This is a genomic window from Pseudokineococcus marinus (assembly GCF_013004605.1).
In the GTDB taxonomy this organism is placed as follows: Bacteria; Actinomycetota; Actinomycetes; order Actinomycetales; family Quadrisphaeraceae; genus Pseudokineococcus; species Pseudokineococcus marinus.
The window spans coordinates 1-14,695 of the sequence record NZ_JABEMA010000043.1; the positions used below are offsets into that span (position 1 = coordinate 1).

General features: G+C 75.3%; 10 protein-coding genes. 3 read left to right on the forward strand and 7 right to left on the reverse strand.

Features of this window, described 5'->3' with window-relative positions:
* Positions 1-96 precede the first annotated feature (96 nt).
* Positions 97-1,056 carry a tetratricopeptide repeat protein gene (locus HLB09_RS05020; protein WP_171202312.1) on the forward strand — a complete coding sequence of 320 codons (960 nt, stop codon included), beginning with the start codon at positions 97-99 and terminating at the stop codon, positions 1,054-1,056.
* 214 nt (positions 1,057-1,270) lie between these two features.
* Here HLB09_RS05020 and glpK read toward each other — a convergent pair whose 3' ends face one another.
* The 3 genes from glpK to HLB09_RS05035 all read right to left on the reverse strand — a co-directional run bounded on the left by glpK (position 1,271) and on the right by HLB09_RS05035 (position 5,576).
* A complete protein-coding gene (gene glpK / locus HLB09_RS05025; RefSeq protein WP_171202313.1) occupies positions 1,271-2,812 on the reverse strand; it encodes a glycerol kinase GlpK in 1,542 nt (513 codons plus the stop codon).
* 55 nt (positions 2,813-2,867) lie between these two features.
* On the reverse strand, positions 2,868-3,611 hold the full coding sequence (locus HLB09_RS05030; protein ID WP_171202314.1) for an MIP/aquaporin family protein: 744 nt from the start codon (positions 3,609-3,611) through the stop codon (positions 2,868-2,870).
* Between the two features lie 156 nt (positions 3,612-3,767).
* The gene (locus HLB09_RS05035) at positions 3,768-5,576 is read right to left on the reverse strand and encodes a glycerol-3-phosphate dehydrogenase/oxidase (RefSeq protein ID WP_171202315.1); all 1,809 of its coding nucleotides are present in this window, start codon (positions 5,574-5,576) and stop codon (positions 3,768-3,770) included.
* 187 nt (positions 5,577-5,763) lie between these two features.
* Between HLB09_RS05035 and HLB09_RS05040 the strand changes: the two genes are divergently transcribed.
* The gene (locus HLB09_RS05040; RefSeq protein ID WP_212770573.1) at positions 5,764-6,714 is read left to right on the forward strand and encodes a sugar-binding transcriptional regulator; all 951 of its coding nucleotides are present in this window, start codon (positions 5,764-5,766) and stop codon (positions 6,712-6,714) included.
* Between the two features lie 249 nt (positions 6,715-6,963).
* Here HLB09_RS05040 and yidD read toward each other — a convergent pair whose 3' ends face one another.
* Entirely contained in the window at positions 6,964-7,263 is a 300-nt protein-coding gene (yidD, locus tag HLB09_RS17720) for a membrane protein insertion efficiency factor YidD (RefSeq protein ID WP_212770574.1), read from the reverse strand.
* Positions 7,264-7,794: 531 nt separating this feature from the next.
* On the opposite strand from yidD, the gene HLB09_RS05045 reads away from it, so the two are divergent.
* Complete coding sequence (locus HLB09_RS05045; RefSeq protein WP_171202318.1) at positions 7,795-8,268, forward strand: VOC family protein; 474 nt, start codon at positions 7,795-7,797, stop codon at positions 8,266-8,268.
* Between the two features lie 3 nt (positions 8,269-8,271).
* Here the strand turns inward: HLB09_RS05045 and HLB09_RS19780 are convergent, their stop codons facing one another.
* The 3 genes from HLB09_RS19780 to treS all read right to left on the reverse strand — a co-directional run bounded on the left by HLB09_RS19780 (position 8,272) and on the right by treS (position 14,632).
* Positions 8,272-9,036, reverse strand: coding sequence for an NUDIX domain-containing protein (locus tag HLB09_RS19780; RefSeq protein ID WP_171202316.1), 765 nt, complete (start codon positions 9,034-9,036; stop codon positions 8,272-8,274).
* Positions 9,037-9,104: 68 nt separating this feature from the next.
* Positions 9,105-12,944 (reverse strand): 1,4-alpha-glucan branching protein GlgB, encoded by a 3,840-nt coding sequence (gene glgB / locus HLB09_RS05055; RefSeq protein WP_212770576.1) that lies wholly within the window; start codon positions 12,942-12,944, stop codon positions 9,105-9,107.
* Positions 12,941-14,632: a maltose alpha-D-glucosyltransferase gene (treS, locus tag HLB09_RS05060; RefSeq protein WP_171202320.1), complete on the reverse strand. Its 1,692-nt coding sequence runs from the start codon at positions 14,630-14,632 to the stop codon at positions 12,941-12,943. The genes glgB and treS overlap by 4 nt, the downstream gene beginning before the upstream one ends.
* Positions 14,633-14,695: the final 63 nt, after the last annotated feature.

Here is a 14,695-nt window from a genome sequence, read left to right on the forward strand (position 1 = left end):
CCGCCGCCCCGGCCGGGGCCGGCGGTGCGGAGCCCGGCGGGCGGCCGCGGACGCGGGCGAGCACCAGACGACGAGCACGACGAGAGGCGAGCAGGGATGAGCCAGCGCAGCGGACAGCGACCCGGCGGCCCGGGGGCCTCTCCGGGCCTCAACCTCCGGGGGGCCGTCGACCTCTCGGGGCTCGGCCGGCCGCAGCAGCAGGCGGCGGCCGGCGGAGCCGCGGGCGGGCCGCCCGCCGGGGCCGCCGTCGTCACCGTGACGGAGGAGTCCTTCCAGCAGGTCGTCGAGCAGTCGACCCAGGTGCCCGTCGTCATCGCGCTGTCGTCGTCGCGCGCCCAGGGCGCCGACGACCTCGCCGCCGTGCTGCGCCGCCTGGCGGCCGCGGACGCCGGTCGCTGGCTCCTCGGGGAGGTCGACGCCGACCGCCACCCCCGGATCGCGCAGGCCTTCCAGGTCGAGACGGTGCCCGCGGTCTTGGCCGTGGTCGCCGGGCAGCCGGTGCCGCTCTTCCAGGGGGTCCTGCCCGAGGATCAGGTGCGCCAGTACCTCGACGCCCTGCTCGACCTCGCCGCGCGGCAGGGCGTCACCGGCCGCCTCGACGTCGACGGCGCCCCGGCCGAGGAGGAAGCGCCCGAGCCGCCGCTGCCGCCGCTGCACCAGGAGGCCTTCGACGCCATCGAGCGCGACGACCTCGACGCGGCCGCGGACGCCTACCGCCGGGCGCTGCTCGAGAGCCCGGCCGACGAGGACGCCCGCGTGGGCCTGGCCCAGGTGGAGCTCCTGCGCCGCGCCGGGCGCGCCGACCTCCAGGCGGCGCGTGACGCGGCCGCCGCGGACCCCAACGACGTCGACGCGGCCCTGCTCGTCGCCGACCTCGACGTCCTGGGCGGGCACGTCGAGGACGCCTTCGCCCGGCTGGTGCAGACGGTCCGCACCACCTCCGGCGACGAGCGAGAGCGGGTGCGCGCGCGCCTCGTCGAGCTCTTCGAGGTCGTCGGCGCCACCGACCCCCGCGTCATGATGGCGCGCCGCGCCCTCGCCAGCGCCCTCTTCTGAGCCCCGCCGCCGCGGGCCCGGGCTGAGCGGCTCACTCCCGGCGGAGGGAGGCGACGAAGTCCGCCGCCGGACTCTCTCCCGACGGAAGAAGGCTACGAAGTCCGCCCGGGGGGCCTCGCTGGACGGACGAAGGCTACGAAGTCCGCCGCCGGGCCTCACGCACGAGCGCCCCGCACCGGTACCGGTGCGGGGCGCTCGTGCGTGCGGGGGAGGGTCAGCGCACGTCGTCGTCGACCCAGTCGAAGGTCCGGGTCACGGCCTTCTTCCACAGGCGCAGGACGCGCTCGCGCTCGGCCTCCTCCATCTGCGGCTCCCAGCGCTTGTCCTCGGCCCAGTTGGCGCGGACCTCGTCGAGGTCGGACCAGAAGCCGACCGCGAGGCCGGCCGCGTAGGCGGCGCCGAGCGCCGTGGTCTCGGCGACGACGGGGCGCACGACCGGGACGCCGAGGACGTCGGCCTGGAACTGCATGAGCGTGTCGTTGACGACCATGCCGCCGTCCACGCGCAGCTCCTCGAGCGGGACGCCCGAGTCGGCGTTCGCGGCGTCGAGCACCTCGCGGGTCTGGAAGGCGGTGGCCTCCAGCGCCGCACGGGCGATGTGGGCCTTCGTCACGTACCGCGTGAGGCCGACGATCGCCCCGCGCGCGTCTCCCCGCCAGTACGGCGCGAAGAGGCCCGAGAAGGCGGGCACGACGTACACGCCGCCGTTGTCCTCGACGGTCGCGGCGAGGGTCTCGACCTCGGGCGCCGAGGAGATGAGCCCGAGGTTGTCGCGCAGCCACTGCACGAGCGAGCCCGTGACGGCGATGGCGCCCTCGAGCGCGTACACCGGCTTCTCGTCGCCGAGGCGGTAGGCCATCGTCGTCAGCAGGCCGTTGTCGCTGAAGACGAGGTCCTCACCGGTGTTGACGATGAGGAAGTTGCCCGTGCCGTAGGTGTTCTTGGCGCCACCGGGGGTGAACGCCGTCTGGCCGAAGGTGGCGGCCTGCTGGTCGCCGAGGATGCCCGCGATCGGCGTCTCGCGCAGCAGGTTCGAGGCCTCGACGGTGCCGTAGACCTCGGAGGAGGAGCGGATCTCCGGCAGCATCGCCCGGGGGATGTCCATGGCGGCGAGCACGTCGTCGTCCCACTGCAGCGTCCTCAGGTCCATGAAGAGCGTCCGCGAGGCGTTGGTGACGTCGGTGAGGTGCTTGCCGCCGTCCGTGCCGCCGGTGAGGTTCCACACGACCCACGAGTCGGTCGTGCCGAAGAGCAGGTCGCCCGCCTCGGCGCGCTCGCGGGCGCCCTCGACGTTCTCGAGGATCCACATGATCTTCGTGCCGGCGAAGTAGGGGTTGAGCGGCAGCCCGCAGACCTGGCGGAAGCGGTCGACGCCGCCGTCGGCCGCGAGCCGGTCGACGATGGGCTGGGTGCGCACGTCCTGCCAGACGATGGCGTTGTAGACCGGCTCGCCGGTGTTCTTGTCCCACACGACGGTGGTCTCGCGCTGGTTGGTGATGCCGACGGCGGCGACGTCGTGCCGGGTGACGTCGGCGCGCGAGAGGGCCTGGCCGATGACCTCGCGGGTGTTGCGCCAGATCTCCTTGGGGTCGTGCTCGACCCAGCCGGCGCGCGGGAAGATCTGCTCGTGCTCCAGCTGGCCGGTGGAGACGATGGTCCCCGCGTGGTCGAAGACGATGGCGCGGGTGCTCGTCGTGCCCTGGTCGATGGCGACGACGTAGCGGGCGCTGCCGGAGCCGGTGGTGGTCTCGCTCATGGGACGTCGGTGTCCTTTCCGGGACGGGGTCTGGGTCGGGTGCGGTGGTCGACCGTCAGGCCGGGATGACGGGCATGGCGTAGTACACGAGGCCCGCGAGGATCCCGCCGAGGACGGGACCGACGACGGGGACCCACGCGTAGGCCCAGTCGGAGGAGCCCTTGCCGCGGATGGGCAGCAGGGCGTGGGCGATGCGCGGCCCGAGGTCGCGGGCCGGGTTGATGGCGTAGCCCGTCGGTCCGCCGAGGGACGCGCCGATGCCGACGACGAGCAGGGCGACGGCGAGCGGGCCGATCTGGGCGGGCGTGTTGCCGAACAGGAGGATGACGAAGACGAGGACGAAGGTGCCGATGACCTCGGTGACGACGTTCCAGCCGTAGCGGCGGATCTCCGGCCCGGTCGAGAAGACGGCCAGCTTGAGGGCGCCGTCCTCCGTCGCGTCGAAGTGCTTCTTGTACGCCAGGTACACGACGACGGCGCCCAGGGCGCCGCCGACCATCTCGGCGGCGAAGTACACGAGGGTGTTGACGAGGTCGGGCGAGACGCCGGGGGCGTAGTCGTTGCCGGAGACGAGCAGCCCGACGGTCACCGCCGGGTTGAGGTGGGCGCCCGAGGCGTAGGCCACGTAGACGCCGGCGAAGACCGCGAGGCCCCAGCCGAAGTTGATGAAGAGCGGCCCGCCGGCGAAGCCCTTGGTCTTCGCGAGCAGCGCGTTGGCCACGACGCCGCAGCCGAGCAGCGTGAGCGTGGCGGTGCCGAGGACCTCGGAGAGGAAGATCTCGGCCAGGGACGGTGTCATGCGGATCTCCTCGTGACTGCGGTGTCAGGGAAGGGTGCAGTCGCACCGGCGGGCCTCCGCCCGCCCCGCGCCACGGTGGCGCGGGGCGGCCCGGCGAGGGCAGAGGCGGAGGACTCCAGGCGGTGGTGACCGCCGGGGGAGGGCGGTGCGGGGGGCTCAGGCGGCGGCCGAGCCCCCGACGGGGACGTCGGGGCGGATGTCGGGCGCCTCGAGGCGACGGCGCTCGGCGGCCTCGTCGTCGGTCTCGACCTCGGCGGCGCGCTCGGCCTCGACGCGGGCGAGGTAGGAGGAGACCTCCTCCTCGACACGGGCGTCGTCCCACCCGAGGGCCCCGGCCATGAGGCCGGCGACGGCCCGGGCGCTCGCGGTGCCGCGGTCGGCCTGCTCGTAGGACAGGCGCGTGCGACGCGTCAGGACGTCCTCGAGGTGCAGCGCGCCCTCGTGCGTGGCGGCGTAGAGCGCCTCCGCGCGCAGGTAGTGGGGGGCGCCCTCGAGGGGCTCGCCGAGCGAGGGGTCGGCGTCGACCAGCTCGAGCACCTCGTCGACGTCGCCGCCGTAGCGGTGGAGCAGGTGCTCGACCCGCTCGAGGGACCAGCCGCGCTCCTCGGCGATGCGGTGCCGCTGGGCCCAGCGCACGGGGTAGCCCTCGGCGCCGGCGAGCGGGAGGTCCGCGGTGAGCGAGGGCCCGGCGGGGCGGTCGCCCGGGGCGGCGTCGGCGAGGGCGGCGTCGACGACGTCGCGGGCCATGACGCGGTACGTCGTGTACTTGCCGCCGGCGACCACGGTGAGGCCCGGGCGCAGCGTCGCGACGGTGTGCTCCCGCGAGACCTTCGTCGTGGTCGTCGGGTCGCCGCCGCCCTTGCCCCCCTTCTCGCCGCCCTCGCCGGGGAGCGAGCCCTTGGCGGTCGGCTGCAGCAGCGGGCGCAGGCCGGTGTAGACGCCCATGACGTCGTCCCGGGTGAGGGGCCGCGTCAGCACGGCGTTCGCGTGCTCGAGGAGGTACTCGATGTCCTCGCTCGTGGCCACGGGGTGGTCCTTGTCGAGGTCCCACGGGGTGTCGGTGGTGCCGATCACCCAGTGCGTCTCCCAGGGGATGACGAACAGGACGCTCTTCTCCGTGCGGAGGATGAGGCCCGAGTCGCCGTCCACCGCGTCCTTCGGGACGACGATGTGGACGCCCTTGGAGGCCTTCACCTCGAGGCCGCGGGTGCGGAAGAGCTCCTGGATCTCGTCGGTCCACACGCCCGTGGCGCCGATGACGTGGCGGGCGCGCACCTCGAGCTCGCGGCCGGTCTCGAGGTCGACGGCGCGGACGCCGACGACGCGGCCGCCCTCCTCGAGGTAGCCGGTGACCTGGGTGCGGGCGGCGGCGAGCGCCCCGTGGCCGACCGCGGTGCGGACGAGCACGTGGACGAGGCGGGCGTCGTCGACCTTGGCGTCCCAGTACTGGATGCCGCCCACGGCCGCGTCGCGGCGGAAGCCGCGGAAGCGGCGCTGGATGCCGGCGCGGGTGAGGTGGCGGTGCAGGGGGACCGTGCGCTTCCCGCTGCCGCCGCCGCGGCCGAAGACGCCGGCCATGCCGTCGTAGAGCGCGATGCCGGAGCCGATGTAGCCGCGCTGCCAGTGCTTCTCGAGCGGGAAGATGAACGGCACGGGGTGCACGAGGTGCGGTGCCAGGCGGTCCACGAGCAGGCCGCGCTCGCGCAGGGCCTCGTGGACGAGGTGGAAGTCGAGCATCTCCAGGTAGCGCAGGCCGCCGTGGATGAGCTTGCTGGCCCGGCTGGAGGTGCCCGCGGCCCAGTCGCGGCGCTCGAGGACGCCGACCGTCAGGCCGCGGCTGGCGGCGTCGAGGGCGGCGCCGGCGCCGGTGACGCCCCCGCCGACGACGAGGACGTCCAGCTGCTCGGTGCTCATCCGCTCGAGCGCCTCGGCGCGGGTGGCGGCGGAGAGGGTGGTGCTGCTCATCGTCGAGGGACCTCCGGGTCCTGCCCGCTGCTCGCGGGCGTCGGGGGAGGGCGCCCCGTCGGCGTCCTCGTCCGTCCCGGTGATCGTGCTCCCGCGCCCGCCGTCTGGCTCGCTGTCTGCACGGACGTGCACACTGGGCGAGCGGCGTCCCCAGCCTGGGGGCGCCCCTACCGGCGGGGGGCGGGGCGTGGCGGCGGACGAGGAGGACCTCGAGCGGGTCGCGCGCCGGTACTGGGACGACGGCGTGACCATGGACGTCATCGCCCGTGAGGAGGGCGTCTCGCGCAGCACGGTCTCGCGGATGCTCGACGCCGCCCGTGCCGCCGGCATCGTGCAGGTGACGGTCCGCAGCGTGCACGGACGTGCAGCGGGGCTGGCCGCCGGGCTGCGGGAGCGCTTCGGCGTCGACGTGGTCGTGGAGCCGGTGCCCGACGGCGCCACCGACCTCGCCCGCCTCGACGCCGCGGCCGCGGCCACCGCCCGGCTCCTCGACGAGCTCATGGGCAGCGGCATGGTGCTCGGCGTGGCCTGGGGCACGACGACCAGCGCGGTGGCCCGGCACCTCACCGCCCGCTCGACGGTGGACGCCCACGTCGTCCAGCTGAACGGCGGCGCCAACACGCGCAGCAGCGGCCTCGGGTACGCGGGCGAGGTCGTCGACCGCTTCGGCGCGGCCTGGGGGGCCGAGGTGCACCAGTTCCCGGTGCCCGCCTTCTTCGACGCCGTCGCGACCCGCCGCGCGATGTGGCGCGAGCGCAGCGTGCGGGGCGTGCTCGCGCTCCAGCAGCGCTGCGACGTCGCCCTCTTCGGCGTCGGCACGGTGGCCGCCGGCGTCCCCAGCCGCGTCTACACGGCCGGGTACCTCACCGACGCCGACCGCGTGTCCCTGGCCGAGGAGCACGTCGTCGGCGACGTCTGCACCGTCTTCCTCCGCCGCGACGGCAGCTGGGAGGGCGTGCCGCTCAACGCCCGCTCGAGCGGCCCGCCGCCACCGGCGCTGCGGCGCATCCCGCGACGGGTCTGCGCCGTCGCCGGCACGGGCAAGGTCCCCGCCCTCGCGGCCGCCCTCGCGGCCGGCCTCGTCACCGACCTCGTCCTCGACAGCGCCACCGCCCGGGCCTTGATGGCGCACCGCTGAGCGGCGACGCCGTCCCCCGTCCGTACCGCGCCCCGTCACCGGGACGACGAGCGGGCGGGGCGCACGGGACGTCGGGGGGCCGGTACGGCTGCCGCGACCTGCGACCTGGGCGTTCGCCGACGAGGGGTCGCCTGCTGGAGCAGCTGGAGCAGGACCACCCGATCCTCCACGGCGCTCCTGCCGCGGTGGGTCCAGGTCGAGGCCGGGCGCGCGCTCTCGTCCGCTGTGACGGTGGGCGGTGGTGCCCGCTCACCGGCGACCGAAGCGGAAGGGGATCGGGACGGGACCGCAGCAGCAGACCCCCTGGACCCGCTGATGTGGGGTGAGCAGTGCTACCGCCTGCCAGCAGGCCGCGAGACGCGCGAGGCTGGGAAGCACTGCTCCAGGGAGACCGCGGTCCAGCACCGAGCGGCGGACGGCCTGTGAGCAGGAGTCGCCGCCGTGGGCGACCCGGTGCGCGCACGCGTACCCCTTGTGGGGCGAGAGACGCGTCTGGTACCAGGCGATGGCCTGGGCGGCCAGGCAGGCGGCGGAGCTCGGGGCCCTCATCGGCGCACCCGGGCTCGGCCGGGGGCGAGAGGGGGGTCTGGACGGCACGCGCACAGGCTCATGCTCCGATGGTGTGCCACGCGCGTCGGTTCCACGTGCTCAGCTCCGCGTGTCCGTCACTCGCGGACGCGATGGTCCGGCGGGACGTCATCGACGAGCGGTGCGGTCAGGCCGGCGTGGGGGTGTCGTCGCGACCGTCTCGGGGGCCGGAGGTGGTGAGCGCTTCGGCGCCGCCGGCGCTGGGGCGGCTGTCGGTGCCTGGTCGAGGACGTCCTCGAGGGGGCCGTCGACGACGTGGGAGGTCGTGTCGGCGAGGGTGGAGGAGGGGCGGTGGTGGTGCGTGAGGACCGTGGGGCGCCTCGCTCCTCGTGCCGGGCGCCTCTCCGACCGGCGTCGACGGCCGTCCTCATCGGTCGCCCCTTGCTCGACCGCGGCGGGGCCGTCGCACCGATGAGCCCCGGTGCTGCGCGCGGTCTTCCTCCCCGACGCCCGGGACCCGCCCGGTCGCAGGTCGAGGAGCGCGCCGTGGCGATGAGCAGGATCACCCCCACCCTCTGGTTCGACGGGCGCGTGGAGGAGGCCGCCGAGCTGTACACGTCCGTCTTCGCGGACGCCCGCGTGCTGGCGACGACCCCTGCGCCGGAGGGGACGCCGGGCCCGGGCGGCGTCCTCACCGTCGAGCTGGAGCTGCTCGGCCAGCGGGTGGTCCTCCTCAACGGCGGGCCGGGCTTCCCGCCCACGGAAGCCTTCTCCCTCGCCGTGGGGTGCCCCGACCAGGCCGAGGCCGACCGCGTGTGGGAGGCCCTCCTCGACGGCGGCGGCGTCGAGTCGCAGTGCGGCTGGCTCAAGGACCGCTTCGGCGTCTCCTGGCAGGTGGTGCCGGACGGGCTCGGCGAGCTCCTCGGCGACCCCGACCCGGGGCGGGCGCAGCGCGCGACGACGGCGATGCTCGGCATGCGCCGGCTCGACCTCGCGGCGATGCGCCGGGCCGCGGACGGCGCCTGAGCCTCAGGCCTCCGGCGCGCCGTCCGCGAGCAGGGCTGTCGAGGGGTCGCCCGACGCCAGGCGGTCGAGGGCCGCCTCGACGCGGGTGGCGAGCCCGGGCCCGGTGCGGGCGCGCACCTCCGCCCTGTCGCACCAGACGGCCTCGAGGACCTCGCCGTCGAGGAAGCGGCAGCGGGCGGGCAGGTCCTCGTCGTGGACGCCGCCGTCGAGGAGCGCGAGCAGCCGCTCGGGCTGGCGGTCGTCGCCACCGCGGCGGTCGAGGACGAGCAGGCGCCCGGGGGAGAGGTCGAGGCCCAGCTCCTCCCGCGCCTCGCGGGCCGCCCCGGCGCGCAGGCCCTCGCCGTCCTCGAGCACGCCGCCGGGCACCTCCCACGGCACCTTGTAGGACGTGCGCAGGAGCAGCACCCGGCCCGCGCCGTCGCGCAGGACGACTCCCGCGGAGACGAGGGAGACCGGGAAGAGTGGCACGATCGCCGGCAGGGCGTCGACGTCCGGGTCGGGGTCGCCGGCGACGCGCGCCACGACGGCGAGGTCGCGGACGCCCGACGGGCCGGGCACACCGCGCAGGACGCCCTCCCGGCGCAGGCCCGCCCGCGCCGCCGCCCAGGCCGTCGCCGCGTCCTCGACCGCGTGCACCGCCTGGACGCGCGCCGCTCCCGCGCCCTCCTGCCGGACGAGATCGACGAGCCGCGCAGGGTCGGTGGCGCCGCGTCCCGTGAGGTCGCCCAGGTCCACCACGCCCTCCCCCGGGTCCACCCCCGGCCCCACCCCCGGGACGGCAGCGCCCCCCGCGGACGTCGAGGTCCGCGGGGGGCGCTGCGACGGGTCCTGAGCGGTCAGGACGACGCCGAGGAGGTCGAGCCTGTGGCGTCGACCGCGAGGCGCTCGCTCTCGTCGTCCGGCACGAGCCACACGGCGCCCAGCGGGGGGACGCGCAGCTCGGCGGACGCCGGCCGCCCGTTCCACGTCACGTCCTCGGCCCGCACCGGGCCGGTGTTCGTCACGCCCGAGCCGCCGAACTCGACGTCGTCGGTGCTGAGGACCTGGCGCCAGGCGCCGCCCTGCGGCAGGGCGACCCGGTAGCCCTCGTGGGGCTGCCCGGCGAAGTTGACGACCGCCACGAGCGGGCGGCCCGCCGCGTCCCGGCGCACGAACGAGACGGTGTTGCGCCCCGCGTCGTCGGCGTCGAGCCACTCGAAGCCGCTGCCGTCGAAGTCGCGCTCCCACAGCTGGGGGTGCGCCCGGTACAGGGCGTTGAGCTCGGTGACGAGCTTCTGCACGCCCAGGTGGCCCGGGTCGTCGAGGTGCCACCAGTCGAGGCTGCGGGACTCGCCCCACTCGGCGTCCTGGGCGAACTCCGAGCCCATGAAGAGGAGCTGCTTGCCCGGGTGGGCCCACATGAAGGCCAGGTAGGCCCGCACGTTCGCCAGCTGCTGCCAGCGGTCGCCCGGCATCTTCCGCAGCAGGGAGCCCTTGCCGTACACGACCTCGTCGTGGCTGATGGGCAGCACGTACTGCTCGGAGAAGGCGTAGACCAGCGAGAACGTCAGCTTGTGGTGGTGGTGGACCCGGTGCATCGGGTCCTCGCCGACGTAGTCGAGGCTGTCGTGCATCCAGCCCATGTTCCACTTCAGCCCGAAGCCCAGGCCGCCGGCGTCGGTGGGGCGGGTGACGCCCGGCCACGCCGTCGACTCCTCGGCGATCGTCACGATGCCGGGGACGCGGCGGTAGGCCACCGCGTTGAACTCCTGCAGCATCTCGATGGCCTCGAGGTGCTCACGGCCGCCGTGGCGGTTCGGCACCCACTCGGTGCGCGAGTAGTCGAGGTAGAGCATCGAGGCGACGGCGTCGACCCGCAGGCCGTCGACGTGGAACTCCTCGAGCCAGTACACGGCGTTCGCCACGAAGAAGTTGCGCACCTCGGGGCGGCCGTAGTCGGGCACGAGCGTGCCCCACTCGACGTGCTCGCCCTTGCGGGGGTCGGGGTGCTCGTAGAGCGGCTCGCCGTCGAAGCGGGCCAGCGCGAACTCGTCCTTGGGGAAGTGCCCGGGCACCCAGTCGACGATGACGCCGATGCCCGCCGCGTGCAGGGCGTCGACGAGGTGGCGGAACTCGTCGGGGGAGCCGAAGCGCGACGTCGGCGCGTAGTACGAGGTGACCTGGTAGCCCCACGACCCGCCGAAGGGGTGCTCGGCCACCGGGAGCAGCTCGACGTGCGTGAAGCCCAGCGCCGTCACGTGCCCGACCAGCTGCTCGGCGAGCTCGGTGTAGGACAGCCCCTGGCGCCACGAGCCGAGGTGCACCTCGTAGACGCTCATGGGGCCGGAGTGCGGGTCCCGGGCGGCGCGCTCGGCCAGCCAGGCGTCGTCCGACCAGGTGTAGGAGGACTCGGCCACGACCGAGCCGGTGGCCGGCGGCACCTCCGTCTGGCGGGCCATGGGGTCGGCCTTCTGGCGCCACACGCCGTCCTGGCCCTGGATCTCGAGCTTGTAGACCTCGCCGCCGCGGACGCCCGGGACGAAGAGCTCCCAGACACCGCTCGACCCGAGCGAGCGCATCGCGTGCGAGCGCCCGTCCCAGTGGTTGAAGCCGCCGACGACGCGGACGCCGCGCGCGTGGGGGGCCCACACGGAGAACGACGTGCCGGTGACGTCGCCGAGCTCGCTGGGGTAGTGCAGGACGCGCGCGCCGAGCACCGTCCACAGCTGCTCGTGGCGGCCCTCCCCGATGAGGTGGAGGTCGACCTCGCCGAGCGTCGGCCAGAAGCGGTACGGGTCGTCCGAGACGTCGGTGCCGCCGCCCGGCCACGTCGACTCGACGCGGTAGTCGGGGACCTCGGCCACGGGCAGCACGCCGGCCCAGACGCCGTCGTGCTCGTGCTCGAGCTCGGTGCGCCCGGCCGCGGTCGTGACGGCGACGCGCTCGGCGAAGGGCCGCCGCACGCGGACGGTGACGGCGCCGTCGTGCGGGTGCGGGCCCAGGACGTCGTGGGGGAAGGGATGGGCGCCGTGCGCGACGGCGTCGAGGGCGCCGCCGTCCACGGGACGGCGCGACGCGGTCTGCGGTGCGCCGGTCGCCCCGGCGGGGGAGGTGGTGTCGTCCACTGCGGTCTCCTCGGGGGAGTCGGTGGGGGCCTCGCCGAGCAGGCGCTCGACGGCCCCCAGGGGGACGGGCAGCCACTGCGGGCGCTGCTGGGTCTCGTACACGACCTCGTACAGCGCCTTGTCGAGCAGCAGGGCCCGGGACAGAGCGGTGCCGGGAGCGGCGCGCGGGTCGTCGTCCACCTCGGCGACGCCGGCGAGGAAGGCGTCGACGGCCTCGGCCGTCCAGGCGGCGGCGCGGGCGGCGAGCGCCTCGTCGCGGCGGCCGGCGGCGACGTGCGCCCCGGCGTAGTCGAGCGAGCGGAGCATCCCGACGACGTCGCGGACGGCGACGTCGGGGCGCACCCGCTCGGAGAGGGGGCGCAGGGGCTCGCCCTCGAAGTCCAGGACGACCCAGCCTCGGCCGGGCACCGAGAGCACCTGGCCGAGGTGGTAGTCGCCGTGCACCCGCTGCAGCGGGGGCAGCTCCTCGGCCGGCGGCAGGTCGGCCAGCGAGGCCGCGTGCGCCTCGAGGGCCGCGCGGTGCGGCGCCAGCGCTGGCGCGGATCGCAGGGCCCAGCGCACGCGCTCGCGCAGCCCCTCGACGAGGGCGCCACGGCCCTCCTCGGTGACGGGGGTGCGGCCGAAGGCGTCGGCCAGGGCGCGGTGCACCTCGGCGGTCGCGCGGCCGAGCGTGCGCGCCCCCTCCGCGAAGGACGTCCCGTCCTCGACGGCCCGGCAGGCCTCGCGCCAGGCGTCCTGGGCGCCGGTGAGGAACTCGCTGACGACCGCGAGGTGACCCGTGACGGGGGTGCCGTCCGCGTCGGTCCACGCCCCCGTGACCCAGCCCAGCGGCCGTGCCACCTGCGGGACGCCCGCGCCCCAGAGCGCCGCCGCGACGACGACGTCGGGGTTCTCGCCCGGCGACAGGACGCGGAAGACCTTGAGGATGGCCGGCTCGGGACCGTCGGCGCCGACGACGACGCTGGTGTTCGACTGCTCCCCGCCGAGCACGCGGGAGGTCGCCGAGGGGTCGAGCGACGCCCCCGGGGCCAGGGTGCCCGTCGCGCCGGCCGCGCCCGCGGCCGTGACGGTGGTGCTGGCCGCGCCGGTTCCGCCGGCGGTGCTGGCCGCGCCGGCTCCGCCGTCGGTGCCGGCCGTGACGGCTCCGCCGTCGGTGCTGGCCGTGACGGCTCCGCCGTCGGGGGCGCCGGCGGTCGTCGTCCCGCCCGCCATGAGCGCCAGCAGCGCGGCCACGCACGTCGGGTCGGCCGGTCCGTCGTAGACCGCGTGGCCGTCGGCGAGCCGCCCCACGAGGGAGGCGTCGGGCGCGTCTTCGCGGGGGGCGGGGCGCACCGCGAGCGGCACCTGCACGACGGCGGCGCCCTCGTCGGTGCGCACGGCGACGACGTGCAGCGAGCAGTCCGCCGGGCCCCCGGCCGCGCCCGCCGGGGCCTCCAGCGGGACGACCCCGAGGAGCTCGAGCACGGCGTCGCGGCCCTTGGCCGGGTACCAGCGCTGCTGCGGCGCCCAGGAGCGCAGCAGCTCGAGCAGCTCGGCCTCCGGCAGGGCGTCCGGGGCGCTCGCGGCGCTCACCGGTCCACCACCGAGAGCCAGAGGAAGTCCCGGGCCCCGAGGGTCACCGGCAGCGTGCCGTCCTCGCCGACGCGGGGGAAGCCGCTGCCGCCGAACAGGTCGCGCAGCTCCTGGCCCTCGTGGCCGGGCAGGCGCAGCGCGCTGGCCTGCGGGGTCGCCGCCATGTTGGCCACGCACAGGACGGTCTCGGGCGCCGTGCCGGGCGGGGCCGACCCGGCGTCGAGGACGCGCAGGAAGGCCAGCACCGCGGGGTTGTCGGCGTGCAGCGGCACGTAGTCGCCGAGGCCGAAGACGGGGTGCTCCTTGCGCAGCGCGAGGACCGCGCGCACCCAGTGCAGCAGCGAGGACGACGTCGCGAGCGACGCCTCGACGTTGACGGCCCCGTAGCTGTAGACGAGCGACTGGACCGTCGGCAGGTAGAGCTTGCCCGGGTCGGCCGTGCTGAAGCCCGCGTTGCGGTCGGGCGTCCACTGCATCGGCGTGCGGACGGCGTCGCGGTCCTCCAGCCAGATGTTGTCGCCCATGCCGATCTCGTCGCCGTAGTAGAGGCACGGCGAGCCGGGCAGCGAGAGCAGCAGCGCGTGGAGCAGCTCGATCTCGGCCCGCGAGCCGTCGACGAGCGGCGCCAGCCGCCGGCGGATGCCGATGTTGGCGCGCATGCGCGGGTCGGGCGCGTACCAGCCGTACATGGCGGCGCGCTCCTCGGTGGAGACCATCTCGAGGGTGAGCTCGTCGTGGTTGCGCAGGAAGGTGCCCCACTGGCCGCCGCGCGGGATGTCCGGGGTGTCGGCCAGCGTGTCCAGGACGGGCGCCGCGCGACCCTCGCGCACCGAGGAGTAGAGCCGCGGCATCACCGGGAAGTGGAAGCACATGTGGCACTCGGGGTCGTCGTCCTCGCCGTAGTAGGCGACGACGTCCTCCGGCGGCTGGTTGGCCTCGGCGAGGAGGATCCGGCCGGGGAACTCCCGGTCGACCATCCGCCGCAGCTCCTTGAGGAACTCGTGGGTGCGCGGGAGGTTCTCGCAGTTGGTGCCCTCCTCCTCGAAGAGGTAGGGCACGGCGTCGAGGCGGAAGCCGTCGATGCCGAGGTCGAGCCAGAAGCGGACGACGTCGAACATCGCCTCGGCCACGGCCGGGTTCTCGAAGTTGAGGTCCGGCTGGTGGGAGAAGAAGCGGTGCCAGAAGTACTGGCGGCGCACCGGGTCGAAGGTCCAGTTCGACGTCTCGGTGTCGACGAAGATGATCCGGGCGTCCTCGTAGCGCTCGGTCGTGTCGCTCCAGACGTAGAAGTCGCCGTAGGGCCCCTCGGGGTCGCTGCGGCTCGCCTGGAACCACGGGTGCGCGTCGCTCGTGTGGTTCATCACGAGGTCGGTGACGATGCGGATGCCCCGGCTGTGCGCCTGCTGCACCAGCTCGGTGAAGTCGGCGAGCGTGCCGAACTCCGGCAGCACCGAGTAGTAGTCGGAGATGTCGTACCCGCCGTCGCGCAGGGGCGAGGCGTAGAAGGGCGGCAGCCACAGGCAGTCGACGCCCAGCCACTGCAGGTAGTCCAGCCGGCCGATGAGCCCGGTGAAGTCGCCGGAGCCCGAGCCGTTGGAGTCGGCGAAGGCGCGGACGAGGACCTCGTAGAAGACCGCCTTGCGGTACCAGTCGGGGTCGTCCGACAGGCCGCCGCCGACCGCGCCCAGCGCGGCGGCGGTGCCGCCGGCCAGGCCCGCGTCGTCACCGGCGCTCGCCCCGCCGCCGGCGGG

Excerpts from the sequence above, each read along its gene's own strand:
- HLB09_RS05020 (WP_171202312.1), top strand. The coding sequence starts at position 97 with ATGAGCCAGCGCAGCGGACAGCGACCCGGCGGCCCGGGGGCCTCTCCG.
- glpK (WP_171202313.1), bottom strand. The coding sequence starts at position 2,812 with ATGAGCGAGACCACCACCGGCTCCGGCAGCGCCCGCTACGTCGTCGCC.
- HLB09_RS05030 (WP_171202314.1), bottom strand. The coding sequence starts at position 3,611 with ATGACACCGTCCCTGGCCGAGATCTTCCTCTCCGAGGTCCTCGGCACC.
- HLB09_RS05035 (WP_171202315.1), bottom strand. The coding sequence starts at position 5,576 with ATGAGCAGCACCACCCTCTCCGCCGCCACCCGCGCCGAGGCGCTCGAG.
- yidD (WP_212770574.1), bottom strand. The coding sequence starts at position 7,263 with ATGAGGGCCCCGAGCTCCGCCGCCTGCCTGGCCGCCCAGGCCATCGCC.
- HLB09_RS05045 (WP_171202318.1), top strand. The coding sequence starts at position 7,795 with ATGAGCAGGATCACCCCCACCCTCTGGTTCGACGGGCGCGTGGAGGAG.